The sequence below is a fragment of the Pseudomonas hormoni genome (genome assembly GCF_018502625.1).
GTDB lineage: Bacteria > Pseudomonadota > Gammaproteobacteria > Pseudomonadales > Pseudomonadaceae > Aquipseudomonas > Aquipseudomonas hormoni.
The window spans coordinates 2539685-2565520 of sequence record NZ_CP075566.1 but is presented as its reverse complement, the minus strand read 5'-3'; the positions used below and the strand labels follow the sequence as shown (position 1 = coordinate 2565520).

General features: G+C 61.3%; 20 protein-coding genes and 1 pseudogene. 4 read left to right on the top strand and 17 right to left on the bottom strand.

What is annotated here, in order from left to right; translation table 11 throughout:
* Window positions 1-195 precede the first annotated feature (195 nt).
* The 12 genes and pseudogenes from KJF94_RS30430 to glgA all read right to left on the bottom strand — a co-directional run bounded on the left by KJF94_RS30430 (window position 196) and on the right by glgA (window position 16022).
* Window positions 196-823 (bottom strand): annotated as a pseudogene (locus tag KJF94_RS30430) (endonuclease/exonuclease/phosphatase family protein).
* Between the two features lie 364 nt (window positions 824-1187).
* Window positions 1188-1946 carry a PIG-L deacetylase family protein gene (locus KJF94_RS11915; RefSeq protein ID WP_214383618.1) on the bottom strand — a complete coding sequence of 253 codons (759 nt, stop codon included), beginning with the start codon at window positions 1944-1946 and terminating at the stop codon, window positions 1188-1190.
* Window positions 1947-2065: 119 nt separating this feature from the next.
* Window positions 2066-2725 carry a glycosyltransferase family 2 protein gene (locus KJF94_RS11910; protein WP_214383616.1) on the bottom strand — a complete coding sequence of 220 codons (660 nt, stop codon included), beginning with the start codon at window positions 2723-2725 and terminating at the stop codon, window positions 2066-2068.
* On the bottom strand, window positions 2722-3321 hold the full coding sequence (locus KJF94_RS11905) for an SAM-dependent methyltransferase (protein ID WP_214383614.1): 600 nt from the start codon (window positions 3319-3321) through the stop codon (window positions 2722-2724). The genes KJF94_RS11910 and KJF94_RS11905 overlap by 4 nt, the downstream gene beginning before the upstream one ends.
* Entirely contained in the window at window positions 3318-4076 is a 759-nt protein-coding gene (locus tag KJF94_RS11900) for a PIG-L deacetylase family protein (protein WP_214383612.1), read from the bottom strand. Before KJF94_RS11900 ends, KJF94_RS11905 begins: the two co-directional genes overlap by 4 nt.
* Entirely contained in the window at window positions 4073-5062 is a 990-nt protein-coding gene (locus tag KJF94_RS11895) for an acyl-CoA dehydrogenase family protein (RefSeq protein WP_214383610.1), read from the bottom strand. The genes KJF94_RS11900 and KJF94_RS11895 overlap by 4 nt, the downstream gene beginning before the upstream one ends.
* Before the next feature lies 1 nt (window position 5063).
* Complete coding sequence (glgX, locus tag KJF94_RS11890; RefSeq protein WP_214383608.1) at window positions 5064-7223, bottom strand: glycogen debranching protein GlgX; 2160 nt, start codon at window positions 7221-7223, stop codon at window positions 5064-5066.
* 198 nt (window positions 7224-7421) lie between these two features.
* Complete coding sequence (locus tag KJF94_RS11885; protein WP_214383607.1) at window positions 7422-7763, bottom strand: DUF2934 domain-containing protein; 342 nt, start codon at window positions 7761-7763, stop codon at window positions 7422-7424.
* 21 nt (window positions 7764-7784) lie between these two features.
* Window positions 7785-10553 (bottom strand): malto-oligosyltrehalose synthase, encoded by a 2769-nt coding sequence (locus tag KJF94_RS11880; RefSeq protein WP_214383605.1) that lies wholly within the window; start codon window positions 10551-10553, stop codon window positions 7785-7787.
* Window positions 10550-12628, bottom strand: coding sequence for a 4-alpha-glucanotransferase (gene malQ, locus KJF94_RS11875; RefSeq protein WP_214383603.1), 2079 nt, complete (start codon window positions 12626-12628; stop codon window positions 10550-10552). Before malQ ends, KJF94_RS11880 begins: the two co-directional genes overlap by 4 nt.
* The gene (treZ, locus tag KJF94_RS11870) at window positions 12625-14421 is read right to left on the bottom strand and encodes a malto-oligosyltrehalose trehalohydrolase (RefSeq protein WP_214383601.1); all 1797 of its coding nucleotides are present in this window, start codon (window positions 14419-14421) and stop codon (window positions 12625-12627) included. Before treZ ends, malQ begins: the two co-directional genes overlap by 4 nt.
* 14 nt (window positions 14422-14435) lie before the next feature.
* Window positions 14436-16022: a glycogen synthase GlgA gene (gene glgA, locus KJF94_RS11865; RefSeq protein WP_214383599.1), complete on the bottom strand. Its 1587-nt coding sequence runs from the start codon at window positions 16020-16022 to the stop codon at window positions 14436-14438.
* 557 nt (window positions 16023-16579) lie between these two features.
* Here glgA and KJF94_RS11860 point away from each other — a divergent pair.
* Complete coding sequence (locus tag KJF94_RS11860) at window positions 16580-17392, top strand: crotonase/enoyl-CoA hydratase family protein (RefSeq protein WP_214383597.1); 813 nt, start codon at window positions 16580-16582, stop codon at window positions 17390-17392.
* 7 nt (window positions 17393-17399) lie between these two features.
* Entirely contained in the window at window positions 17400-18230 is an 831-nt protein-coding gene (gene nudC, locus KJF94_RS11855; RefSeq protein WP_214383595.1) for an NAD(+) diphosphatase, read from the top strand.
* Here the strand turns inward: nudC and KJF94_RS11850 are convergent.
* Both KJF94_RS11850 and KJF94_RS11845 read right to left on the bottom strand, forming a co-directional pair.
* Window positions 18198-18977, bottom strand: coding sequence for a TSUP family transporter (locus KJF94_RS11850; RefSeq protein WP_214383593.1), 780 nt, complete (start codon window positions 18975-18977; stop codon window positions 18198-18200). The two genes, nudC and KJF94_RS11850, sit on opposite strands and share 33 nt — an antisense overlap.
* Window positions 18978-19183: 206 nt before the next feature.
* Window positions 19184-20422, bottom strand: coding sequence for an acyl-CoA dehydrogenase family protein (locus tag KJF94_RS11845; RefSeq protein ID WP_214383591.1), 1239 nt, complete (start codon window positions 20420-20422; stop codon window positions 19184-19186).
* Between the two features lie 334 nt (window positions 20423-20756).
* Here KJF94_RS11845 and sfnG point away from each other — a divergent pair, with 334 nt between their 5' ends.
* Entirely contained in the window at window positions 20757-21848 is a 1092-nt protein-coding gene (gene sfnG, locus KJF94_RS11840; RefSeq protein ID WP_214383589.1) for a dimethylsulfone monooxygenase SfnG, read from the top strand.
* A gap of 122 nt (window positions 21849-21970) precedes the next feature.
* Here sfnG and KJF94_RS11835 read toward each other — a convergent pair whose 3' ends face one another.
* Window positions 21971-22447, bottom strand: coding sequence for a nuclear transport factor 2 family protein (locus KJF94_RS11835; protein WP_214383587.1), 477 nt, complete (start codon window positions 22445-22447; stop codon window positions 21971-21973).
* A 56-nt stretch (window positions 22448-22503) separates the two neighbouring features.
* Window positions 22504-23067: a TetR/AcrR family transcriptional regulator gene (locus KJF94_RS11830; protein ID WP_214383585.1), complete on the bottom strand. Its 564-nt coding sequence runs from the start codon at window positions 23065-23067 to the stop codon at window positions 22504-22506.
* Between the two features lie 216 nt (window positions 23068-23283).
* Here KJF94_RS11830 and pssA point away from each other — a divergent pair, with 216 nt between their 5' ends.
* Entirely contained in the window at window positions 23284-24627 is a 1344-nt protein-coding gene (gene pssA, locus KJF94_RS11825) for a CDP-diacylglycerol--serine O-phosphatidyltransferase (RefSeq protein ID WP_214383583.1), read from the top strand.
* On the opposite strand, the gene KJF94_RS11820 is transcribed toward pssA, so the two are convergent.
* A complete protein-coding gene (locus KJF94_RS11820; protein ID WP_214383581.1) occupies window positions 24622-25800 on the bottom strand; it encodes an MFS transporter in 1179 nt (392 codons plus the stop codon). The two genes, pssA and KJF94_RS11820, sit on opposite strands and share 6 nt — an antisense overlap.
* Window positions 25801-25836 lie beyond the last annotated feature (36 nt).

The window sequence follows — 25836 nt, the reverse complement described above, 5'->3', positions numbered from 1 at the left end:
ATGCAACTAATTGTTTTTCAGTGCTTATCTAAGTTCTTGTTTGTACGAAAAATCATCATGGAAGCCGTGATCCAGAGGCGTTTTAGCAGCCGACAGTCGGTACATGAGCAGGACTGGCCGCCGGAATAGCCAATAAAAATTCCAAAATATTACTGTCAATAGTGCTGACGAAAATGAGGGGGGCGTGAGGAAGCGCTACAAATGCACTTCCACCGCCAACGGCAGATGATTAGACAGATGAGTCCACGGTTTGCTTCCCAGTATCCGCGGTTCGTGACTATTGGCATTGCGCAGATAGATCCGGTCCAGGCGCAGCAACGGAAACCGCGCCGGATAGGTTTTGGCCGGACGACCATGATGACGTTCGAAGGCTTCGTGCAGGTAGTCACGACGGGCGAGGGCGGTGTTGCCTTGCAACTGCCAGTCGTTGAAGTCGCCGGCGATGATCACCGGGGCATCGTCGGGCAATGACTCCAGCAGTTGGCAGAGTAATTCGAGCTGCAACTGGCGATGGCTTTCCAGCAGACTCAGGTGCCACGCAGATCGCATGGACTTCGGTGTGGCCCGGGACGTCCAGCACGCAATGCAACAGTCCGCGGCGTTCGGGCCCGGTGATCGAGACGTCGAGGTTGCGGTATTCGCGGATCGGGTATTTCGACAGCAGTGCGTTGCCGTGGTGGCCATTGGGGTAAACCGCGTTGCGCCCGTAGGCGAAATCGCTCCACATGCTGTCCGCCAGGAACTCGTATTGCGAGGTCTGCGGCCAATTGTTGAAACGGGAAGAATGCCGCTCGTGTTCGCCGACGACTTCCTGCAGGAACACCAGGTCCGCCGATGTACTGCGTACCGCCTCACGCAGTTCCGGGAGAATGAAGCGTCGGTTGAGCGCGGTGAAGCCCTTGTGGGTGTTGACCGTCAACACGCGAAGTCGATGAATCGCCGGGGGCGTGTTCAATGGCACCGAGTCGACGGATTGCCGTTTGGAATCATCGCTCACTTTCACTCCTCTGAATCAGGGTTGCTTATGTATGCGACTGAAACCGGCGCGGGCAGTTCAGTTCGAATGTAACCCCAGCCCTCTGTAGGAGCGAAGCTTGCTCGCGAAGACGGTGTGCCATTTAACATTGATGTTGTCTGACACACCGCCTTCGCGAGCAAGCTTCGCTCCTACAGAGGGCTGGGGTCGTTCAGACGAATACGATTTCGTACGGCAACCGCATCCACTCAAGCAGCACCGGTGGCAGCAGCGGGGCGATACCGATGGCCGGTTCACCGTCGAGCTGGCTGGCGTAAGCGTGAGTGGCGTGGCTTTTGCGCGCGACGGACCACGTATCGAGACGGACCTTGCGTGCGCGATGCCAGGGGATCAATCCACTGTCACGCAACGGCCAGTGCCAGGCCCAGACCGGCATTTCGTTGAACGCGGCGCCGACCGAGGCCGCGGCTTTGGCGCTGGCGCGGGCGACGGCTTCATGGTCGACATTGCCGTCCTCGCACCAGGTGGTGAACACCACATCGCCAGGACGCAGGTAGCGGGCAATGAACTGGGTCAATTGAAGCTCGCGCTCGGCCAGGGCATTGTCGGTAAAACCGCCGCGAATCCACTTCAGGCTGTGCATCGGCAATCCGAGCCGGCGCAAGGCTTCGACGCTTTCCTGGGGGCGAAACACGCTGAGGCGTTTCTCTGACCACTGCTGCGACCCCGGATGACTGGCGCTGCCGTCGGTGATCGAGATCAGTTGAAGGGGATGGCCAAGGGCACTGAGTAATTGCAGCAGACCGCCGCAGGTCACCACTTCGTCACCGGGATGCGGCGCGATCACCACGGCGCGCGCGCCAGCGGGGACCAGGGTCTGAGTATTGATGACCGGAACATTGTCCAGCTGAAGAGCGCTATTCCAGACCTGCGCTGACGGGCTGCTGTCGCTGATGGAAACGGATTTCATCGGGCTACGTCCTTGTTCTAGTTGATAGCAAAGTGCCGCGCTCCGAACCCTGGATTGCAGCGAGCAGAGTATTGCTCAAGAACGGCTATTCGTCGCGCCGATGTTCGATTCGATCGGTTTTATCCGGCCTGCATCAGGTCGCGCAAGTAGTCACCGAAGCCGCCCCGGGCCCGACTGTCCAGTCGTGCACTGGTGAGTACCTGAGGACGCTGGCTCCAGGCAATCGTCGCGCCGCAGCGTTCGAGTTGCCGCACCAATTGCACGTCTTCATCGCTCGCCAGGGGTTCGAAACCGCCGGCAAGTCGGTAGGCCTCGGCGCTGATTCCGAGATTGGCGCCGTGAATATGCCGGTGTCCCTCACGGTTCTGATAGTGCTGGTGATAACGAATCTGTGCCGATTCGCTGAACGATTCATCCCAGGTTTCCACGGTGACCGTGCCGCACACCGCATCCACCTCGAGCGACAGTTGCGCCACCAGCCAGTCGTGAGCCACGCGACTGTCGGCGTCGGAGCAGGAAATCCAGCGCACCCCGCGCTCCAGCAGAAACCGCGCACCCGCAGCGCGGGCCTCGCCGACATTGCGCGCATTGATTTCCAGGCAGTGCACCGGGTAACTGCCGACGATGTCGGACGATCGATCCGTGCAACTGTCGAGCACCACCAGCACGACGACCGTCTCACCGCCCAACAGCTCATGTTGCGCGGCACGCAGCGCGGCTTGCAGACAGTCTTCGAGCAAGTCCTCTTCGTTGTGCGCCGGGATTAGAATACCGATCATCGCAGGCCCTCCAGCGCCGCCACGGAACGCGGTTCGCGGCTCCAGAGTTCCAACAGGAAATCGGCTTCCTGATGTAGCACCAGGCGCGGCAGGTGCAGATGTTCGTGCAGCAAGTCATGAACCTGCCGGGCGTTAAGCGGGCAGCCATCGATCGGCGGGCGCCAGTGGCAGGCCAGCAGCTGGCCATCGGCGGTCAGTGACTGTGCCGCGTGTTCGATGAGCTGTTTGAGGTCATCGGCGTCCAGGTAGTAACCGACTTCACTGAGCACGATCAGGTCGAACTGTTCGTTCGGCCAGTCGCCCGGCACGCGGTTTTGGCGGACTTCGGCGTGGTCGAACAGACTCAGGCGCGTTCTGGCCAGCGTCACGGCGGCGGCTGCGGTGTCGCAACACAACAGACGGTCGCAACGGGTGGCCAGTTCGGCGCTTAGTTCACCGTTGGCGCAACCGGGTTCGAAGATGGAACGGTAGTGGGGGCGGGGCAGCGCGGCGAGGGTGATCGCGCGTTTGCGCTGTTCGTACCAGCGCTGACGAAACGCCCAGGGATCGTCGCTGCCGGCAAACAACCCGTCGAAATAGCGATCCTCGACACTCATAGAAACACCACCTCAAACGGTTGCAGCAAACGATCGAGCACGTACGGCGCCAGCACCGGCGGCAAGCCGATGTTCGGGTCGCCCTCCAATTGACTGGCGAAGGCATGAATGGCATGACGCTTGCGCGCGACCAGCGGCGGGGCCAGCAGGATTTTTCGCGCTCGCTGCCAGGGCACCAGGCTGTCTTCAGGGGTTGCCCAATGCCACGTCCAGACGGGCAGTTCATGCACCGTTGCGCCGACACGTTGAGCCGCTGCGGCACTGGCGCGCCCGACGGCTTCATGGTCGCAATGGCCGTCTTCGCGCCACGTGGTGAAGACCACGTCGGTGGGGCGCAGGTGACGCTCGATGAATTCACCCAATTGCGTTTCCCGCGCCGCGACCTGACTGTCGGCGAATCCGCCGCGCAACCATTTGAGGCTGTGTAACGGCAGGCCGAGTCGACGCAACGCTTCGACGGATTCTTGCGGACGGACCGCGCTCAAGCGCTCGACCGGCCAGCGCCGGGAACCGGGATGGCTCGCGCTGCCATCGGTGACCGAGATCAGTTGCAACGGCCGCCCGGCGGCGGCGAGCAATTGCAGGAAACCGCCGCAGCCAAGCACTTCGTCGTCCGGGTGCGGGGCGATGACCACGGCCCGGGAACCTTCGGGCACCAGGTCGAGGATGTCGATCACCGGCATTTGCGCCAGGTGGCTGGAGGTTTGCCACAGCTGCAAGGGCGTGCCCTGGCCTACGATGGGATTGGTTTTCATAACGTCCATGTTCCCTTGATGACGTGCTGGCCGAGCGCGGCGAGGTCGCGCTCGGCGTGGCTTTGACGGAGGAACACCGGCAGGTCGGCGATCAGTCGGGCGAATTGCCGGTCCTTGCAATAAGGACCGGCGCCGAGGGCGTGGCCGACGTGCAGGATCACCTGTTCGACGGCATTTTCCACCACCGCCCGGGTGCGGCGAGCGAGGTGTTCGGCGTCTTCCTGTGGTGCGGCATCGATGCTCAATGCGCTGAATCGCAACACGGTTGCCGCTGCATGCAGCGCGCTGTCGACGGCGCCAAGGTGGGCGAGGGCGTGGGGTTCTTCGCGATGGCCGCAGTGACTGCGCAGACGTTCGGCGAGACTCTGCGCCGCGCCGTACCAGCACGCCGCAATGCCGATCCCGCCTTGCCAGAAGCCGGGGCGTTGCAAGTAATCGCCGGGGTTGCCGATGGCCTGGGCTTCGGCGCCGTCGAACAGCACTTCAACGCTGCCGGAGGCACCCATGCCCACCGCTTGCCAGCCGTGATCGGTGATGGTCACGCCCGGATGATCCAGCGCCACCGCGACCAATTGCTGGCGGTCCTGTTCATCCCACGCCGTCAGCAACGCGTGGCTCAACACCGCTGCGCCTGAACACCAGGCCTTACGCCCGTTCAGCGCAACCATCTGGCCTTGAGGACTGACCCGCACCCGCGCATCCGGTGGCTCGGCGGCCCACATTCCCCAAGTGCTGGAAGGCGTGGGCGAACCGCCGAGTTGCTGAATGATCGCCAAGGCATCGGTATGACCCTCGTACAGCTTGCACAACCCCAGGTCATGCCCGCCGACTTCGGCCAGTCGCTGAAAGCGCTCCAGCGTCCGGCCGCTGCCGGGCAGCGGAAGCTGATCAAGACCGGCCTCGACCAGCTCCCGCAAGCACCGGCCTAGCGCCCGTGTATCGGCGTAGTCCGCTGACTGTCGATGGAGAAAAGCCTGTAGGTCCATTTCACTCTTCTTCCTCATGCTGCAATTCGAACAGCAGCAGCGAGCGGCCGGTGACGGAATATTCGTGACCGAACTCGAAGCGTTCCTGGCCACGAATCGACGGTTGGTTGGTGTCGACCATGCAGGTCCAGAAACCGCCGTCCGGCACTTCCGGCAAGGTGAAGTTGACGATGTCGTGGTGCGCGTTGACCACCAGCAGCAAGGTCGCGTCACCGCCCTTGCGGCGAATCCCGGTTTCCTGCGCGCGGCCATCGAGCAACATGCCCAGGCATTTGCCGTGGGCCTCTTGCCACTGTTCGATAGTCATTTCGCTGCCATCCGGCGCCAGCCAGGTGACGTCCTTGACGCCGATGTCCTCGTTGTAATTGCCCACCAGGAACCGTCCGCGACGCAGGATCGGGTAGGTCAGGCGCAACTTGATCAGGCGTTTGACGAACTTCAGCAACGCCTTGCCGTCTTCGCTCAGGTCCCAATTGACCCAACCGATCTCGCTGTCCTGGCAATAGGCGTTGTTGTTGCCCTCCTGGGTACGGGCAAACTCGTCACCGGCCACCAGCATCGGCGTGCCCTGGGACAGCAGCAGCGTGGCGAAGAAGTTGCGCATCTGCCGCTGGCGCAGCGCGTTGATCTCCGGATCGTCGGTCGGGCCTTCGACGCCGTGGTTCCAGGACAAGTTGTTGTTGCTGCCGTCCTGGTTGTTCTCGTCGTTGGCTTCGTTGTGTTTGTCGTTGTACGACACCAGGTCATTGAGGGTAAAACCGTCGTGGGCGGTGATGAAGTTCATCGACGCATACGGCCGCCGACCACGCTGATTGAACATCTCGCCCGAAGCCGTCATGCGGCTGGCGAAGTCGGCCAGTTGCCCTTCATCACCTTTCCAGAAGGCGCGCACGGTATCGCGGAACTTGTCGTTCCATTCGACCCATCCCGGCGGAAAACCACCGACCTGATAACCACCGGGACCACAGTCCCACGGCTCGGCAATCATCTTCACCTGACGCAGCACCGGGTCCTGGCGGCAGGCGACGAGGAAGCTGTGACGCTCGTCGAAGCCATCGTGATAGCGCCCGAGAATGGTCGCCAGGTCAAAGCGGAAACCGTCGACATGCATTTCCGTGGCCCAGTAGCGCAGGGAGTCGGTGACCATTTGCAGCACGCACGGGTGACTCAGGTCCAGGGTGTTACCGGTGCCGGAATCGTTGATGTAAAAGCGCTTGTCTTCAGGCATCAAACGGTAATAAGAGGCGTTGTCGATGCCGCGCATCGACAGGGTCGGGCCTTGTTCGTTGCCCTCGGCAGTGTGGTTGTAGACCACGTCGAGGATCACTTCGAGATTGGCTTCGTGCAGGTGCGCGACCATCTCCTTGAACTCGGCGATCTTGCCGCTGGCCAGGTAGCGCGGGTCCGGGGCGAAGAACGCAATGCTGTTGTAGCCCCAGTAATTGGTCATGCCTTTGTGCAGCAGATGCTGGTCGTTGACGAAGGCATGGATCGGCAACAACTCCACCGACGACACTCCGAGCTTGCGAATGTGTTCCAGCACGTCATCGACCATCAACCCGGCGAAGGTGCCACGCAGGTTCTCGGGGACGGAAGGGTGACGCATGCTGATGCCGCGCACGTGAGTCTCATAAATGATCGTCTTGTCCCACGGCACGCTGACGCGGTGGTCGTGGCCCCACGTGTGTGCCGGGTCGATGACTTTGCATTTGGGTACGAACGGCGCGCTGTCGCGCTCGTCGAAACTGAGGTCGGCGTCGGGGTGGCCGATGGTGTAGCCGAACAGCGCTTCGGACCATTTCAACTGGCCGACCAGTTGTTTGGCATAGGGGTCGATCAGCAGTTTGTTGTGATTGAAGCGGTGTCCGTTGGCCGGGTCATAGGCACCGTAGACGCGGTAGCCGTAGATCAGCCCCGGATGGGCGTCGGGCAGGTAACCGTGGTAAATCTCGTCGGTGTATTCCGGCAGCTCGATGCGTTCCAGTTCGACTTCGCCGGCGTCATCGAAAATGCACAGTTCGACCTTGGTTGCATTGGCGGAAAACAACGCAAAGTTGACCCCCAGACCATCCCAGGTGGCGCCAAGCGGGAAGGGCAAGCCTTCACGGATTCGCGAGGCCTCGGCTTGAGGTTCTGGCGCGGATTTTTTCGGATCGGTCATAGGTGCTCCTGCAAAAAGGGTAATGCTTTTTGTAGGAGCGAGGCTTGCCCGCGAAGGCGGTGTGTCAGACGATTCAACTGTTACTGAAACACCGCCTTCGCGGGCAAGCCTCGCTCCTACAGTTTTCAGTGGGCGAACGCGCCCACGGTGGCGAGCGGGCTCGCCACGAGTTCAATCAAGCTGCAATGAAGTGAAGCGTCAAACCGCTGGTGGTTTTTTCGTGGTGCGCGGTTTTTTCTCGGCGGCTTTTTCACCCGGTGGCGTTACTTTCGCAGCCGCCGCGGCCGGTTTGGCCTTGGCTTTCGAAGCCGTAGCCTTGCCATCGGCCTGACCGTTGAGCTTGCCATCCACTTTGGCCGCCGGTTTGGCGGTGGCGGCTTTGCTCCCGGCAGCCTTCGGTGATTTCTTCGGCGCGAGGGCTTCGGCTTCAGCCAGCTTGCGAGCCATCTCCCAATGACGGGATTCCTCGCCCTCGGGTTTCCCTTCCGATTCCCAGATCTGATAGGCAAATTCGCGGATGCGTTTTTCGTCGGTACTCATCGCTATGCTCCTGAACTGAACTCAAAGTTTTTGGATAAAGAGATTGACCGGGAAATCCCCCAGCGCGGCGCTAATCATCAGCTCCTTGTGTTCTGTGACTGCGACGCTGGAAAAAAGTCCCTTTAGATTGTCGTCAGGGGTGGTGAACGGTAATTTGACCCGCGTATCGCCCCACTGCTGCGCGCCGACCTGGGGTTCGGCACTGTTTTCCAGCAGGCCTGCACAGCGTATCGGTACGATCACGATCGCCTGCTTCTGGTTGTACGAGCGCGCAAATGCCAGCACCCGGTGTGCCTCGCTGCCGACCACTTCCAGCGCTTGATACGACCCTCGCTGAAACAGCTCGGCATGCTCGGCGCGCAGGTTCAACGTGCGCGCGATCAGGGTTTGTTTGATATGCCCGTCCCGCCAGTTCGCCAGCAGGTCAGGCAGGTCCAGCGGACGCTGCATGGCCTGTTGACGGCTGGCGTAATCCACCGGGCGGCGGTTGTCCGGGTCGACCAGCGAGAAGTCCCAGTACTCGTTGCCTTGATACAGGTCCGGAATGCCCGGCACGGTCATGCGCAGCAAGGTTTGCGCCAAGCTGTTGAGTGCACCGGGTGCAGCAATCGACATCGCCGCTTTACCGAGGGCTGCGCGCAGCCGTTCACCTTCGGGGCTGAGCAGCAGGCGTTCGAGGAATTGGTGAGCCGCGTGTTCATAAGCGTCGTTGGGTGCACTCCAGCTGCTTTGCAATTTGGCTTCGCGCAAGGCTTTCTGGTGCCACTGCAACACACGTTGAGTGTAGTTTTCGTACGCTGCTTTATCGTCATTGCGCAGATCCAGTGGCCAGCTGCCGAGGAGCGCCTGATACAGGATCAGCTCATCGCCCGCGGACGGCATCTGGTCGTCGTCGCGCAGCGGCCGGGCCAGCGTCTGCCAGAGCGGCACCTGCCAGGCAAACCACGCGCTACGCTCACTCAATACCGCCAGCCTGGCGCGGGTGTCTTCGCCGCGTTTGTGGTCATGGGTCGCGGTCGCCAGCAGATTGTCGGGGAATTCTTCGAGGCGATTGAGGCACGCGGCATGGAAGTCGGCCACTGGTGCGCTGAATTGCTCGGTGCTGAAACCCACGTCATTACGCGACAGCAAGACCGCCGAGCGATAGAACGCAGTGTCCTCAACGGCCTTCGCCGCCGCGGGCGACGTCAACTGCTGAAAACGTACGCAGGCATGTTTGAGCATCTTGCGCGGCCGGCCCACCGGGCGTTTGCGCCAAGGTTCACCACCCAGCCATCGAGCGAGGCAATCGAGCACGGGCCAATCGGCCTCGCCGAGAGTTTGCCGCGCACCGTCCATGGCTTGCTGGAAAAACACATCGTCTTCAGTGGAGCGCCCACGGGGGCTGATGTAGGTGCGATACACCGGGAAATGCACGATCAGTTCCTGCAACGCCCGGCGAATCGCGCCGAGGGTCAGGTCGCGGGTCATCAGATCATCCCGGGCCACTTGCAACAGGGCCTGGGCGACACTTTCGAAATCGCCGGCGAGGGAACCGTTGAGGATCTGCTGACGCGCCAGTTGTGCTTCCTGACGGAAATCGGCGGGCCGTTCGCTGTAGCGACTCCACAGTTCGCCCAGGGTTTGTGCGCCGTCGGGGTCATGTTGCAGCAATGACAACTGGTTCATGAATTCGTAACCGGTGGTGCCATCCACCGACCAGTCACGGTGCAGGGTTTCCCCCTCACCAAGGATCTTCTCGACGTAGATCGGCAAGTGCCGATCCGGCGCCAGGCTGTCGACCCGGCGCCGCAGTTTGCGGCAATAGCCGCGCGGGTCGGCGAGGCCATCGATGTGGTCGATGCGCAAGCCGTCGATCAGGCCTTCAGCCACCAGCTCGAAGATTTTCGCGTGGGTTGCTTCGAACACCGCCGGGCGCTCCACGCGCAGGCCGCCCAGTTCGTTGACATCGAAAAAGCGCCGCCAGTTGATGTCGTCCGCTGCCGTTCGCCAACTGGCGAGGCGATAGCTCTGGCGCTCCAGCAACTGATGCAGACGCTGAAAGCCGTCCGGCGTGAGCGAGTCGTAGGCTTTCAGGTTCTGTGAAAGGGTTTGAAGCACAGCCGGGTCGCTGGCGAGTTCGCGCAGCTCGTCTTTCAACGGCATCGCCAGACGGTGGGCGTCGGTCTGATAACTCAAGGTGCTGAAGCGGTCGGCCAGTGATTTGAGTTGCTCGTCATCCGCTTTCAGCAGTTCGCCAAAATTCATCGGGCAAATCGGGAAGTGGTGATCGTAGTGTTCGACATAAAACGCGCCACGGTGCGCATCGAAGCGCAAGGGCAGGGTGCCGTCCTGCAACGCAACGCCGTAGTCGCTGCCGAGAAAGGGCAACAGCAGCTGGCCTTCCATCAACGGATCGGGCGAATGCCATTGGATGTCGAAGAACTCGCCATAAGGGCTTAGGCGTCCCCATTCCAGCAAGTCTTGCCACCAGGGGTTATCACCGCCGCCGACGGCCATGTGGTTGGAGACGATGTCGAGGATCAGCCCCATGTTCTGCGCACGCAACGCGCAGACCAGCCGGCGCAATGCCGCTTCACCGCCCAGTTCAGGGTTGACCGTGGTCGGGTCCACAACGTCATAGCCATGCATGGAACCGGCGCGGGCGCTCAGCAGTGGCGAGGCGTAGACATGGCTGATGCCGAGGCTGGCGAAATACGGCACCAGCGGCACCGCATCGTCGAGCGTGAAACCTTTATGAAACTGCAGTCGCAAGGTCGCGCGCAGCGGTTGAGTACGTGGCGGATTCATCGGTCACGCTCGGCGGCCTGAAGTCGCGCGCAAGCGAGCAGTTCCAGGCGCCGGGCGGCGTCCGGGTGATCGAGCAGCGCTTCGCTGTCGCCGGGCAAACGTCGCGACCAATTGGGGTGCGTATCGATGGTGCCGGGCAGGTTGGCCTGCTGCTCGATGCCCAGGGCATCTTCCAGTGGCAGCAACACCAGCGGCGCGCGGGTATGACCGAGGAAACGAATGGCGGCGTCGAGCACCTGATCGGTTTCGTGGGACTCCTCGCGAAAGTTCTGCGGGTCTTCGCTCAATACACGGCGCAGGCCTTCGCGCTCGCGTTCGCGGTGATGGCGCCACTCGATTTCACTCTGGGCATCGACCAGCCCCAACCTGGCGTTCCAGTCGATGTCGCGGCCATGCCACCAGCCATTGAGCGTCGGCAGGTCGTGGGTGCTGGTGGTCGCCAGTGCGTTGTCCGGCCAGTCGAGGATCGGTTTGAAGTGTGCGTTGTCCTGTTCGAACAGCATCACGCGCATGCCGAGGATCGAGCGGGCGATGAGTTTCTCCCGCAGGCTGTCCTCCACCGTACCGAGATCTTCGCCAAGGACGATGGCCTGATGCCGATGGGATTCAAGGGCCAGAAGGCGCAGCAGATCGTCAACCGGGTAATAGAGATAAGCGCCGTCAGCGGGTACTGCACCGTTGGGGATCACCCACAACCGTTGCAGGCCCATGACGTGATCGATGCGCAGACCGCCCGCGTGGGCGAAGTTGGCCCGGAGCATTTCGATGAAAGCGCGAAAGCCGTTGCGTACCAGACCTTCGGGCGAGAACGCGGAAATCCCCCAGCCCTGGCCGGTACGGTTGAGAATGTCCGGTGGCGCGCCCACGGTCAGGGAGGCGAGCAGTTCATCCTGGCGGCTCCAGGCCTGGCTGCCACCGCCGTCGGCACCCACCGCCAGGTCAGCGATCAAGCCAATGCTCATGCCGCTGCTGCGGGCGGCGGTTTGTGCACGCTCCAGGCATCGGGTGATCAGCCATTGGCAAAAGGCAAAGAAGCCAATGCGCCCGGCATTCTCTTCGGCGAATTCAGCCAGCGCTGCGCTGCGCGGATCGCGCCATTGCTCGGGCCATTCGCGCCAGTCGAGGTTTTCACCCTTGGCGGCGCGGGCTTCCTGAATGGCTTCGAAGCGGCAGTGGTTTTCCAGGGCTTCGCCGGCAGCGTGGCGGTAGCTGCTGAAGTCGGCATGCAGCGGGTGTTCGCCCTGGACGAAGCCTTCATACAACGCCTGCAACAGACGATGCTTGGCTTCGGCCGCGACGGGCCAGTCGATCAGTGGCAGTGCTTCAAGGTGCTTGAGTTCAGCGGCGAGCCCGGTGGCATCAATCGCCGTGCGCATCGCTCGCTCCCCGAGGATCGCACCGGGCGCGGCGTAAAGGCTGTTGAGAAACAGACGGCTGGACGGCGAATAGGGGCTGTAGCGCTGGGTATCGCTTCTGAACATCGCGTGCAGCGGGCTGATCGCCAAGGCTTCGGCGCCCCGTTCACCGGCCACCCGGGCGAGATCTTCCAGTGCCTGGGTATCGCCGAAACCGCCATCGCCGGGACGGCGCAGCGAATACAATTGCACGCTGAGTCCCCAGGCGCGGGGGATCGGACTGTCGACGGCATCGCCGACGCTGTAGCAGCGCGTCGGTGCCACGGCCAGCGTAAAGGACTGCCCGTCAATGCTGACGTGCTGGTAACCGACCGGGATCAGACCGGGCAGCGACGCCTCGGCATCCAGTTTCAGGTTGAGTCGCGAGCCATCTTCAAGGTGGATCTCGCAGAGTGTTTGCGGCTCGAAGTAATGCGCCAGGCTCAGGCCCACGCCAAAGTCTGCGGTCAGCAGCGGCGGCAGGTGCCGGGTCTGTTGCACCTGCTGCAATTCGAGCAGGCTGGCGTCGATTTCCTGGGCACTGCCGGCCGGGTGGCCGAGTCCGGTCAGGACGTTGCGTAACACTGATGGGGCGACTTTCTGTGGGCGGCCGTTGGCGTCGATCCAGTCGACTGCCAGGCCAGCTCGGCCGGCCAGTATTTCCAGTTGCGCATCGCTCATTGGCGCTCTCCATCCGGGGGTAGCAAAGGGGCCGCGGCCGTGAGGCTGACTAGCGCGCAATACGGGGCAAGTGTGCCCTGATCCAACAGGTCGGCGGACTTCGGCGGGTGTTCGAACAGCAACGACGTGCCGACCTGTGGGGAGTGGACCACCGGCGTGTCGCTGAGGTTCAGGTCAATGCGCAGCAGGCTGCCATCGCCCAGTTGCCAGCGCGCCGTCACGGCGCCTTGCGCCAGCACGTCGGCCCCCAACGGGTGAGCGCCCGGCAAGTGCGCGATGATCTGCTCATGACGGATCTGCAACAGTTGGCGATACAGCGCGTAAAGGGTGGATTGTCGGCTCGCCGTCAGGTTCGGGCGTGAGTCTTCAAACGTCTGCGGCGCGTTCGGGTCGGGGATCTGTTCGCGTTTATCCGGATCGGCAAAGGCGCTGAACGCGGAAAACTCGTTACGACGTCCTTCGCGGACCAGTTCCGCGAGTTCTCCGTGATGGCTGGTGAAGAACAGGAATGGTTCTTGTGCGGCGAATTCGTCGCCCATGAACATCAACGGGATCATCGGCGACAACAGCAACAATGCTGTCGCGGCTTTCAATGCGTCGGGATGGGCCAGTTGGTGCAGCCGTTCGCCGAACGCGCGATTGCCGATCTGGTCATGATTTTGCAAAAACAGCACGAACGCCGTGGGCGGCAAATGACCGCTGGGCTCACCGCGGGCTTCCCCATGGCGGTTGGTGTGACCCTGAAACACGAAGCCCTGGCTCAGGCAGCGGGCCAATTGTTCGGTGGGGTTGTCGGCGTAGTCGGCGTAATAGGCATCGGTTTCACCGGTCAGCAGCACGTGCAACGCGTTGTGGCCGTCGTCGTTCCACTGCGCGTCGAACCCTTCTTGCAGCAGGCTGGCCTGGTTGTGCTCGTTCTCGACCGTCAACCACACATGCCGCGCCGGATCGGTCTGCTGGCGAATGCGTTGCGCCAGTTCCTGAAGAAAGTCCGGGCTTTCGATGGCGTGCACCGCATCAAAGCGCAAACCGTCAAAGCGGTATTCCAGCAACCACATCAACGCATTGTCGATGAAGAAGTCACGCACCTCGCGCCGCCGGAAGTCGATGGCCGCGCCCCAGGGCGTGTGCTTGTCTTCATTGAAGAAGCCCTTGGCGTAGCGATGCAGGTAATTGCCATCCGGGCCGAAGTGGTTGTAGACCACGTCGAGGATCACCGCCAGGCCATGGCCGTGGGCGGTGTCGATCAGGTGCTTGAGTTGTTCGGGGGTGCCATAGGACGCCTGGGGCGCGTAGGGCAGCACCCCGTCGTAGCCCCAGTTTCGATCACCGGGAAATTGCGCGATGGGCATCAGCTCGATGGCCGTAATGCCCAACGCCGCGAGGCGCTCGAGGTGCTGTTCGACTTCACTGAAGCCACCCAGCGCACCGACGTGCAATTCGTAGATCACCGCCTCGTTCCATGGCCGCCCCAGCCAGGTGCTGTGTTGCCAGGTGTAGGCGAGCGGGTCGACCACCACGCTGTGCCGATGAATGTCACCGGCCTGTGCGCGGGAAGCCGGGTCGGGTACTTCAATCTCACCGTCGATGTTGAAGCGATAACGCGTGCCTGCCGGGCAACGCGTTTTGATCACGAACCAGCCATCGGCCTGAGGCAGTAACGGCAAGGATTGTCCATCTTCCAGTTCGACACTGACAAAAAACGCATCTGGCGCCCACAAGGCAAAACGCGTGTGTTCTGCGTCCAGCATGATTGCGCCGTGGGGCCAGGTCTCAAGGGTCCGTAACGGCATTGTTCAAAAACCTCTTACTGTCTGTTCGATTTCCCCAGTGCTTTAGCAACAAGCTGTTCATAGAGTTCGGCGTAGGGTTCGACCGCTTTGCACCAGTTGAAAGGCGCAGCCATGGCGCGGCAACGCATGGCGTTGAGCAGGTCGGGGAAGGCAAACACCTTGAAGGCCCGGCTCAGGGCTTCCTGATAACTCTCAACGGTGGATTCGTCGAACAGGAAACCGGTCACGCCATTTTCGATGGTGTCGGCCAGACCTCCGGTGTTGCGGGCTACCGGCAATGAGCCGAAGCGCTGGGCGTACATCTGGCTCAGGCCGCAAGGTTCGTAACGCGATGGCATCAGCAGGAAATCGCTGCCGGCAAACATGCGGCGGGCGTCGGTTTCGTTGAAGCCGATGCGTACACCGATTTGCCCGGGGAAACGCAGGGCCAGTTCGCGCATGGCTTGTTCTTCTTCCGGCTCGCCACGACCGATGATCGCGATCTGGCCACCCGATTCGACGATGTACTCGGACACGGCTTCGGTCAGGTCCAGGCCTTTCTGGTAGACCAGACGCGAGACCACGGCAAACAGCGGGCCTTCTGAATCCTCCAGGCCAAACAGGTCGCGCACGTGCGCCGCGTTGACTGCTTTACCTTCCCAGTCACCGATGCTGAATTGGTGGAAAAGGTGAGAGTCGGTGGCGGCGTCCCAGCTCTCGTCAATGCCATTGGGAATGCCGCTGAGCAGGCCTTGCTGGGTCTTGGCGGCGAGAAAGCCGTCGAGGCCGCAGCCGAAGGCCGGCGTGGTGATTTCCTGGGCGTAGGTGGCGCTGACCGTAGTGATGTGGCTCGAATAAGCCATGCCGGCCTTGAGGAACGACATCTTGCCGTAGAACTCCATGCCTTCCTGTTGCAGGGCATGCGCGGGAATGCCGAGTTCCGGGCAGGACCCCAGACTGGTCACGCCTTGATAAGCGAGGTTGTGAATGGTGAACAGCGTCGGGGTGCGCTGCCCACGCCAGTGCATGTAGGCAGGCGCCAGGCCGGCGGGCCAGTCATGGGCGTGCACCAGGTCCGGGCACCAGTGGATCTGCGCGAGGTTGGCGGCGATATCGGCAGCGGCCAGGCCGAGGCGGGCGAAGCGGATATGGTTGTCCGGCCAGTCGCGACCGTTGTTGGCGCCGTAGGGGGACCCTTCGCGCTCGTAGAGTTCAGGGCAGATCAACACGTAAATGACCAGACCGTCAGGCATGTCCATGCGCCCGATCTTGCAGGGTGGCAATGCGGCATGACCACCGAGCTCGCCAATAATATGAATCGGGTTTTCGCTGTGCAGCACTTGCGGGTAGCCGGGGATCAGCACACGCACATCGTGCAATAGCGCCATGGCGCGGGGCAGTGCTGCCGAGACGTCACCCAGACCGCCGGTCTTCACCAGGTCGGCGATTTCCGAGGTGACGAACAACACTTTCTTTCGATTGGGATTCTGGCTGGTCACCGGCGTAAGCGTCTTGGCGCTCGGGACGTTGATCGATTGGGCACTTGGGGCGCTCACGGCGCTCGTTTCGCCGACCTGCTGATGAGCACGTTCTCCCTGAATGTCTAAAGCCGCACTGATCATATGAATCTCCCGTGTTGTTGATCTAATTCTCAGGTCTGGCAAACGGTGTTTCGTGGCCAATTCCTGTGGCCGGGCGCAAATGCGCGACGCATTGGTCAGCAAACGCTGCCCATGCGTTGAAGCAGATTGGCTGGAGTGGACGTTGCAAGGATTGCACCAGTCGCAACGCACCTACCTTTCAGAGGACCGACCACGAAGAGCAAAAGTTTCGATTTTTTTTGCACTTTGTGACCGACCGGTTTTGCCCCGCGGAAATGAGTCTAGGCCAGAACTTAGAGCGGTGAAGGACATATGGCAAAATTGTTCGACAATCGGTTCAAAGAGGTACGGACGTACCGGATAGACACCGCAACGCTCCGACGAAGGGCATGTTTTTTTGCGATCGAGCCCCAAAAAGTAACATGGCGTTCACACGAATATGCGAGCGCTGTAGCGCCGACGCACTATTGTGGTGCGCTGTGCGGTCCCGCTTTTGGCCGAACCGCTGCCTTACTGCCGAACGGGATGCCTTGTTATAGTTCGGGCCTCTTTTTTTGCCCCGGTAAAGGATCACTGCCATGTCTCAGTACACTGCGTTCACCGTCGAACTGGTCGATAAAATTGCCCATGTGCAAATCAATCGCCCGGAAAAGATCAATTCGATGAACGCTGCGTTCTGGAAGGAGATCATCGAGATCTTCCATTGGATCGACGATACCGACGAAGTGCGGGTGGTGGTGCTCAGTGGTGCCGGCAAACATTTCTCGTCCGGCATCGATCTGATGATGCTGGCCGGCGTGGCCAATGAGCTGGGCAAGGACGTTGGCCGCAACGCGCGCCTGCTGCGGCGCAAGATTCTGGCGCTGCAAGCCTCCTTCAATGCCGTCGATAATTGCCGCAAGCCGGTGCTGGCGGCGATTCAGGGATACTGCCTGGGTGGCGCGATCGACCTGATTTCGGCCTGCGACATGCGTTACGCCGCCGAAGATGCGCAATTCTCGATCAAGGAAATCGACATCGGCATGGCCGCCGACGTCGGCACATTGCAACGCTTGCCGCGGATCATCGGTGACGGCATGCTGCGTGAACTGGCTTACACTGGTCGCTCGTTTGGCGCCGAGGAAGCGCGCAATATCGGTCTGGTCAATCGCGTCTACAGCGATGCCGCCAGCCTGCTCGACGGCGTCATGGGCATTGCCCGCGAGATTGCCGGCAAGTCGCCGATCGCGATCACCGGCACCAAGGAAATGATCAGCTACATGCGTGACCATCGCATCGACGACGGCCTCGAATACGTCGCCACCTGGAACGCCGCCATGCTGCAATCCACTGATTTGCGCGTGGCCATGGCCGCCCATATGAGCAAACAGAAACCCGAATTTCTGGATTGATTGAAAAATGACTTCACGCTGGACCACTGCAGTACTGGACACCGATCAACCGGGCGGCTGGGCCGTTGCGCGCAGCCCCGAAGGCTTTCTGTTCGATGACAATGGCGCGCTGTTCCCGCGCGATTGGCTCAAGCGTCAGGACCTGTCGATTCTTGCCGAACATGGCATAGGCCACCTGGATGGCGAGCCGGTGTATCTGCTGGAGCTACGCAGTCACAGCGAAGTGCCGGGCTGCAACTGGAAAGGCCTGCGGGCGTTCATGCTCGAAGGTGATCACGCCATCTACAAGGTGCTCGGTTATGCTGCGCAAATCGGTACCTGGGCCCGCGAGCACCGCTTTTGCGGCAATTGCGGGCAGGCCACGAAGCAAGTCGTCCGGGAACGGGCGATGTACTGCGAACCGTGCGACCTGCGTTATTACCCGCGCATTTCGCCGAGCATGATCGTGCTGATCACCCGTGGCGATGAAGTCCTGCTGGCGCGTTCACCGCGGTTTGTCACCGGGGTCTACAGTACGCTGGCCGGATTCGCCGAGCCGGGCGAGTCGGCCGAAGACTGCCTGATTCGTGAGGTTCGCGAGGAAGTGCAGATCGAGGTCAAGAACATCCAGTACATGGGCAGCCAGTGCTGGCCGTTCCCGCACTCGATGATGCTGGGTTTTCACGCCGAGTATGCCGGCGGCGAAATTGTCTGTCAGGAAGACGAGATCGAGGACGCCCAGTGGTTCAACGTGCACGAGCTGCCGCCGTTGCCGGCGTCACGCTCGATTGCCCGTTACCTGATCGACGTTTATGTGGCGCGACGTCTAGGCCACGCTGAACCAGTGTTGCCAGGCTAGCCGCACGGTCAGGCCCAGCACCACGGTGATGAACACCGGACGAATGAACTTGGCTCCGCCGCTGATGGCGGAGCGGGCGCCGAAGAATGCGCCGACCATGACCGACACGCCCATGCACAGGCCGATGATCCAGTCCACTTGCCCGGAAAAGATGAACACCGACAGCGCTGCAATGTTGCTGACGAAGTTCATGCTGCGGGCCACGCCGCTGGCCTTCACCAGGTCGATGGGGTACATCAGCATACTGCTGACGGTCCAGAACGCGCCGGTGCCGGGACCGGCCACGCCGTCGTAGAAACCCAGGCTGAAGCCTTGGGTCGATTGCCACTTTTTCTTGATCGGCGCGTTGCTGTCCAGCGGCGCTTTCGGCGTGCCACCAAACAGCAGGTAGAGGCCACAGGCGAACACGATCACCGGCAGCATCTTGTTCAGCCATTCGGCGGGCAGGTAATGCGCCACCACCGCACCGGTCAACGCGCCGACCAGCGTGCCGACAATGGCGTGCACCCACTGCCGGGGATGGAACAGCTTGCGCCGGTAGAAGGTGAAGCTGGCGGTGGCCGAGCCGAAGGTCGAACTGAGTTTGTTGGTGCCCAGTACCAGATGCGGCGGCAGGCCGGCGGTCAGCAGCGCCGGAGTGGTCAACAGACCACCGCCGCCGGCAATGGCGTCGATGAAACCGGCAATGAAGGCGACAACGGCCAGAATGGCCAGGGTGGTGAGGTCAACGCTGAGTTCGAAAGGCATGGAATCGGCTTATTCGGCGGGGTGCAGCAAGGGGCTGCGGGAAGGGCCGATATCTTACCTAGATCCAACTTCTGCGGCGACTGGTCTGGCCTCATCGCGAGCAAGCCTCGCTCCTACAGGTTATGTGTGCGGGTGAAAATATCCCGTACAACACAACACCCGTAGGAGCGAGGCTTGCCCGCGAAGACTGACTTTCAGGCGCTACATCACTTTGAGGCAGGCCCATTCCCGATCTGCCAAACAAACGGCGGCTCAGCCCCATTTATTTCCCAATCCCCGACAATCCTCGCTTTATAGATCACCGGATTGTGCGACGACACGGTCCGCGCATTACGCCAATGCCTGTCCAGCGATTTAGCCTCACGAATATCCGAAGCCCCCAGCGCATTGAACAGCTCGGTGGTCGCCCGCTGAATCAACTCCGACACCACCACCTGCGCTTTCGCCGATTCGATTTCGGCGGTGACATTCGCTGCCCGCTCCAGCGCCTCATCCCCGGAAAACCGCGCCAGATAAGCTCGTTGCGCCGGCTGCGCTGCCTTCAGGGCACTGGCTTCAGCGGCGTACACCCACGCCGCCACTTCCCCAACCACCTGCTGAACCTGCGCATCCTCACTGGCGCGCGGAGCGTTGCCATGACTGTAAATACGTTTGCGCTCCCGCACCTGATGCGCCACATCACGCAACGCGGCGCGCCCGATCCCGGCGAGCGTGGCGAGCAAGACAAGTTGATAAAACGCCGTCTGGTACTTGAAGCGGGTGGCGAAGTCGATGACGTTTTCGGCGTCCACCTCGGCATCGATAAACCGCGACGTGCCGCTGCCCGTGGTGCGCTGGCCAAAACCGTCCCAGTCATCGCTTTGCACGATCCCCGGTTGCCGTGTACGCACCGCTGCAATCACGTCGCCACCGGTGTCGCTGCGCTGGGCGTACACATCGATCCAGTCGGAAAACAGGCTGCCGGTGCTGTAGAACTTCTCACCGTTGAGCCGCCAGCGGTCGCCATGGGGCGTGACTTTGGTGATCACATCGCCGATGGCCACGCTGCCGATTTCCGTCCAGGCGCACCCGACAATATCGCCCTCGACGAAGCGTTTGAACCAGAGATCCCGGGTCGGTCCCGGCGTGGCGTTCAAGCGGTCCTCGGCAAACGCAAAATGCCCGCGCAGGGCTTGAGGCACGTTGGAATCGGCTTCGGCCAGTTCAATCAGCAACTCAAACAACTGTGGCAGGGATGCACCGCCGCCCCCGTATTCGACCGGCACGCGCACCGCGCCGAAACCGGCTTCCTTGAGCCATTGAATCGGTTCATAAGGCAGGCTGCGCGACTGTTCGCGCTCAACAGCCCCGGCGGCGATGCGCTGGAAGATCGGCCGGAATCTCGCGGCCAGCGTTTCATAGTCAGTGCCAATGGACAGTGGATTGATTACCTGGTGTTCGGTCATGGGGGCAGCTCCTTGGATCGGCAGTGGGTGCCTAAGGGGATTGCAGGGTCCGTGCCGAGCGCTGGGGCCGAGGGTTTGCGGGGGCGTACTGAATGTCGAAAGGGATCAGCTGTTGTCAGGCCAACAGTTCATCAGCAAATTGCATCAGGCACACCCACATCCGTGGCGAGGGAGCTTGCTCCCGCTGGGGCGCGAAGCGGCCCCCAAATGGGACTGCTGCGCAGTCCAGCGGGAGCAAGCTCCCTCGCCACAATGATCGCTCCATCTCAAGATTCAACGCTGGCACGGTTGCTGCTCTCACCCAAGGACTTCCCAACGTCCCGAGGACACGCCAATGAGTCAGCGAGCGGTCAAATTTGCCTACTGGGTGCCGAACGTCAGCGGCGGGCTGGTGGTCAGCAAGATCGAGCAACGCACCCACTGGGGCATCGACTACAACCGCACACTCGCGCAACTGGCCGAGGAAGCGGGATTTGAATATGCCCTGACGCAGATCCGCTTCACCGCCGGTTACGGTGCCGAGTACCAGCATGAGTCGGTTGCCTTCAGCCACGCGCTACTGGCCGCCACGACCAAGTTGAAAGTGATCGCTGCGATCCTGCCCGGCCCATGGCAACCGGCACTGGCGGCCAAGCAACTGGCGACGATCGATCAACTGACTAACGGCCGGGTGGCCGTGAACATCGTCAGCGGCTGGTTCAAAGGTGAGTTCCAGGCGATCGGCGAACACTGGCTGGAACACGATGAGCGTTACCGTCGTTCCGAAGAGTTCATCCGCTCGCTCAAGGGCATCTGGAGCCAGGACAATTTCACCTTTCGTGGTGACTTCTACCGCTTCGACAACTACAGCCTCAAACCGAAGCCGCTGGGGCAACCGGAAATTTTCCAGGGTGGCAGCTCCCGCGCGGCGCGAGACATGGCGGCGCGGGTGTCGGACTGGTACTTCACCAACGGCAATACCCCTGAAGGCATCAAGGCACAAGTCGACGATATCCGGGCCAAGGCCGCCGCGAACAATCATTCGGTGAAAGTCGGGGTGAATGCGTTTGTGATCGCCCGTGACACTGAAGAAGAGGCGCGGGCCGTGCTGGCGCAGATCATCGATCAGGCCGATCCGGAAGCGGTGAATGCCTTTGGCGATGCGGCGAAGCAGGCGGGCAGGGCGTCACCCGAAGGCGAAGGCAACTGGGCTAAATCGACGTTCGAGGATCTGGTGCAGTACAACGATGGCTTCAAGACCAACCTGATCGGTACACCGCTGCAGATTGCCGAACGGATTGTGGCGTTGAAAGCGGTGGGTGTGGATTTGGTACTGGCGGGTTTCCTGCACTTTCAGGAAGAGGTCGAGTATTTCGGCAAGCGGGTGTTGCCGTTGGTGCGGGGGCTGGAAGCCGAGGCGGGCGTGAAACAAGCCGCAGTCGCCTGACCACCGCCCAAACACTGTGGGAGCGAGCCTGCTCGCGATAGCGGTATGACAGACAACTAATGTGTTGAATGCTCAGACGTCATCGCTAGCAGGCTAGCTCCCACATTTAGATCTATGTGAGCTTATAGACCGAGATCGGACAGACTTGGATGATCATCCGGCCGACGACCCAGCGGCCAGTGGAACTTGCGGTCGCTTTCCTTGATCGGCATGTCGTTGACGCAGGCGAACCGGTTGGCCATCAAGCCGTTCTCGTCGAACTCCCAGTTTTCGTTGCCGTAGGAACGGAACCAGTTGCCCGAGTCGTCGTGCCATTCATAGGCGTAACGCACGGCGATGCGGTTACCGGTGAAGGCCCAGAGTTCTTTGATCAGCCGATAGTCCAGTTCCTTGGCCCATTTGCGGGTCAGGAAACCTTTGGCTTCTTCACGGTTGTAGGCGAATTCGGCGCGGTTGCGCCATTTGGTGTCCAGGGTGTAGGCGAGGGACACACGTTCCGGGTCACGGGAGTTCCAGCCGTCTTCGGCCAGGCGAACTTTCTCGATGGCCGATTCACGGGTAAAGGGCGGCAATGGCGGACGAACTTCGGCGTTAGACATTTAAAGTCTCCCTATCAAATTAAAGTTCAAGCAAGTTGTCGGGCTTGGTTAAAGTGTTACAGGTCCAATAACTTTCGCGCCATGCATTGCGCATTATCGGCGGCACTGAGATCACCCATGACAAGCGCCACGGTAATGGCACCGTCGATCAGGATCAGCAGCTGTTTGGCCAGCGTCTCCGGGTCTTTGGCGCCATGTTCGGTGCAGAGCTCGCGCACGTAGTCGAGCAGCTTCTGTTTGTGTTCTTTGGCGACCAGGCGAACCGGGTCTTGCGGGTCGCCGGTTTCACCGCTGGTGTTGATGAAGGCACAGCCCCGAAAGCCTTCCGAGGCAAACCAGGCCTTGAGCACGGTAAACAGGTTGAGCAGGCGATCGGCCGGGGTTTCGGCCTGGTCGACGGCGCTTCTGTACCAGTGCATCCAGCGCACGTCGCGCCGTTGCAGGGCGGCGACGGTCAGCTCCTCCTTGTTGGCGAAGTAGCGGTAAATACTTTTTCTGGAGACGCCGGCGGTTTTCACCAGAAGGTCCATGCCGGTGGCAGCGATGCCACTTTTGTAGATCAACTTTTCGGTGACATCCAGAATGATGTCGCGTGTGTCGTTGCTAGTGATTTCGTTCATGTGGCGAACAGTAGAACGATCGTTCTCCTTGGTCAATTATTATTTTTGTCGACCATGAAATCGCCTTCGCGGGCAAGCCTCGCTCCTACAGTTGATCGCATTCCCTTGTAGGAGCGAGGCTTGCCCGCGAAGAGGCCATCACAGACACCCACAAGACCCAAGCCCATCCATGGTGTAAGCTCTCAAACTCTCCGGATTCGACCCATTGCGAGCCCTATGCCGTCGCTTTTCAAACGCTCTCTGCTGCCCAAACTGCGCAGTTTTCCGCTGACCGCCGATGCCGTCACCATCCTCTCTGGCGCTGCCGAGTTCCGTCGTTGCCTGCTGGAAAAAATCGCCGCAGCCACCCAGCGCATCTACATCGTCGCGCTGTACCTGCAACAGGATGAAGCTGGCCAGGAAATTCTCGATGCCTTGCACGCCGCCAAACTGGCGCGTCCGGAACTGGACGTGGTGGTGGTCGTCGACTGGTTGCGCGCCCAGCGCGGCTTGATTGGTGCCGGCAAGCAGCCGGGCAACTCGGCGTGGTATCAGGAAACCACGCGCACCCACGAAAGCGTTGTGCCGGTGTACGGCGTGCCGGTGCAGACCCGTGAGCTGTTCGGCGTGCTGCATTTGAAAGGCTTCGTGATTGATGACTGCGTGATCTACAGCGGCGCCAGTCTCAACAACGTCTACCTGCACAAGTTCGACAAATACCGCTACGACCGTTATCACTTGCTGCAGAACAGCGCGCTGGCCGATTCGATGCAGCACCTGGTCCAGCACGGCCTGGTCGCTTCGAAAGCGGTGCATCGCCTCGATCTGCCGAACCTGCCGACCACCCGCAGCCTGCGCAACGACATCGGCGACCTGCGCAGCCGCCTCAAGCACGCCGCGTACGACACCACGACGGGCAGCACGGCCAAGGACGGTTTGTCGGTCAGTCCGTTGCTCGGGGTAGGCAAGAACAACCCGTTGAGCCGGGTGATCTGCGAATTGATCGCCAGCGCCCAGCATCAACTGACGATCTGCACGCCGTACTTCAACCTGCCGCTGGCGGTGACCCGGGAAATCAACCGGGCGCTGGCACGTGGCGTGAAGATCGACATCGTGGTCGGCGACAAGACCGCCAACGACTTCTACATCCCGCCGAGCGAGCCGTTCAAGGTAATCGCCGCATTGCCGTATCTCTACGAGATCAGCCTGCGCCGCTTCGCCAAGCGTCATCATCGCAGCGTCGACAGCGGTCAGTTGAACCTGCACCTGTGGAAGGACGGCGACAACACCTATCACCTCAAAGGCATGTGGATCGATCAGCGTTACACCTTGCTGACCGGCAACAACCTCAACCCGCGAGCGTTCCGCCTCGATCTGGAAAATGCGTTGCTGATCGATGACCCGAAAGGGGAATTGCTGGCGCCGCGTCGCAGTGAGCTGGCGGAGATCTTCCAGCACACCACGCGCATCGAGCGGTATCAGGATCTGCAAACCCTGCCGGATTACCCGGCAGCGGTGGCCAAGTTTCTCAAACGGGTGAGTCGTGTGCGGATCGAGCGGTTGCTTTATCGCATTCTATAGCGCCTGACGCTGGCGGGGCCCTGGCCACAGGGCCACCAACAGCAACAACGCAGCGGCCACCAGATACGGCAGGCGCGGTTCGATGCCATAGATCAACGTGGCCGCCAACGGTCCGATCACTACGCCGAAACCTTGAGCGGCGCCAATGGAACCTGCGGTGGCGCCTTGCTCCGAGGCCTCGACCGCATTGGCAGCAAGTGCGGCGAAGGACGGGAAAATCAGACCCATGCCGCCTGCCGAGACAAAGAAGCACAACCACAAACCCCACGCGGTGTCGGCAATGATGCTGCCGGAAAAGCCCAGTGCGGCTACTACCGCGCCGACCCGAATCAAGCGCAGCGGTGGCCATTCCAGCCGACGCACCACTAATTGCGAACAGATCAACGCGAAGCCGACCATGGTCAGGGCAATACCGGCCGTTTGCGCGGCGTCGGCCGGGCTCATGCCGAGTCGATCGAGGGCGAAAAAGCCAACGGTGATCTGAGCGATAGACACGCACAGCATCGCCACGAACGCCACGGCCATGGGCCGGCGCAGCCGTGGATCATTCAGATGAACCTTGCGCGGCGCCTGGCGCAAATGCAGCTCCTGCGCCTTGAGCTTGTAACGCAGCACGAGGAACGCCAACAACGGTAGAAAAGCCATGGCGTAGAACGGCAGGCTCAGGCTGTAACGGGACAGCAAGGCCGCTATCGCCGGGCCGATCACCAGCCCGCAGGCGTTGGCAGCGCCCAATGCGGCCATGGCTTTGGCGCGATGTTGCGGTTCGACGTTGTCGGCAATCAATGCATTGCAGCCCACCGGTATCGCGGCATAGAACACGCCGATCAACCCGCGCCCGAGCATCAGCCCGATAAACGACAACAACGCCGACGGCAGGAATCGCAACGAAGTGTCGATGAACAGGCACAAGGCCCAATAGGCGAGGGTGAATCCTGCCGTGCCGAGTAACAGAATCCGCCGCCGCCCGAAGCGGTCACTGGCCTGACCCCACGGACGCGCCAGCACCATCCAGATCACCCCGGACACCGTCACCGCCGCACCGGCCTGCCAGGTGGCCAGGCCCAATACCCGGGCGATGGGCCCGATCAAAGAAACGAACGCCATCATTGCCATGGTGCAGGCCATGTTGGCGACCATGAGCGGGCGCAGGTCGAAGGTTGGGGCGGACATGGATGGGTCTTCCGTGAGCTTTATTATTGGCGGGGA

Bases quoted from the DNA above. Each gene is read 5' to 3' on its own strand.
- KJF94_RS11885 (WP_214383607.1), bottom strand. From the start codon at position 7,763: ATGAGTACCGACGAAAAACGCATCCGCGAATTTGCCTATCAGATCTGG.
- KJF94_RS11895 (WP_214383610.1), bottom strand. From the start codon at position 5,062: ATGGACCTACAGGCTTTTCTCCATCGACAGTCAGCGGACTACGCCGAT.
- nudC (WP_214383595.1), top strand. From the start codon at position 17,400: ATGACTTCACGCTGGACCACTGCAGTACTGGACACCGATCAACCGGGC.
- KJF94_RS11820 (WP_214383581.1), bottom strand. From the start codon at position 25,800: ATGTCCGCCCCAACCTTCGACCTGCGCCCGCTCATGGTCGCCAACATG.
- KJF94_RS11915 (WP_214383618.1), bottom strand. From the start codon at position 1,946: ATGAAATCCGTTTCCATCAGCGACAGCAGCCCGTCAGCGCAGGTCTGG.
- sfnG (WP_214383589.1), top strand. From the start codon at position 20,757: ATGAGTCAGCGAGCGGTCAAATTTGCCTACTGGGTGCCGAACGTCAGC.
- KJF94_RS11910 (WP_214383616.1), bottom strand. From the start codon at position 2,725: ATGATCGGTATTCTAATCCCGGCGCACAACGAAGAGGACTTGCTCGAA.
- KJF94_RS11830 (WP_214383585.1), bottom strand. From the start codon at position 23,067: ATGAACGAAATCACTAGCAACGACACACGCGACATCATTCTGGATGTC.
- KJF94_RS11850 (WP_214383593.1), bottom strand. From the start codon at position 18,977: ATGCCTTTCGAACTCAGCGTTGACCTCACCACCCTGGCCATTCTGGCC.
- KJF94_RS11860 (WP_214383597.1), top strand. From the start codon at position 16,580: ATGTCTCAGTACACTGCGTTCACCGTCGAACTGGTCGATAAAATTGCC.
- malQ (WP_214383603.1), bottom strand. From the start codon at position 12,628: ATGAGCGATGCGCAACTGGAAATACTGGCCGGCCGAGCTGGCCTGGCA.
- KJF94_RS11880 (WP_214383605.1), bottom strand. From the start codon at position 10,553: ATGAATCCGCCACGTACTCAACCGCTGCGCGCGACCTTGCGACTGCAG.
- KJF94_RS11835 (WP_214383587.1), bottom strand. From the start codon at position 22,447: ATGTCTAACGCCGAAGTTCGTCCGCCATTGCCGCCCTTTACCCGTGAA.
- glgX (WP_214383608.1), bottom strand. From the start codon at position 7,223: ATGACCGATCCGAAAAAATCCGCGCCAGAACCTCAAGCCGAGGCCTCG.
- KJF94_RS11845 (WP_214383591.1), bottom strand. From the start codon at position 20,422: ATGACCGAACACCAGGTAATCAATCCACTGTCCATTGGCACTGACTAT.
- KJF94_RS11905 (WP_214383614.1), bottom strand. From the start codon at position 3,321: ATGAGTGTCGAGGATCGCTATTTCGACGGGTTGTTTGCCGGCAGCGAC.
- pssA (WP_214383583.1), top strand. From the start codon at position 23,284: ATGCCGTCGCTTTTCAAACGCTCTCTGCTGCCCAAACTGCGCAGTTTT.
- treZ (WP_214383601.1), bottom strand. From the start codon at position 14,421: ATGCCGTTACGGACCCTTGAGACCTGGCCCCACGGCGCAATCATGCTG.
- glgA (WP_214383599.1), bottom strand. From the start codon at position 16,022: ATGATCAGTGCGGCTTTAGACATTCAGGGAGAACGTGCTCATCAGCAG.
- KJF94_RS11900 (WP_214383612.1), bottom strand. From the start codon at position 4,076: ATGAAAACCAATCCCATCGTAGGCCAGGGCACGCCCTTGCAGCTGTGG.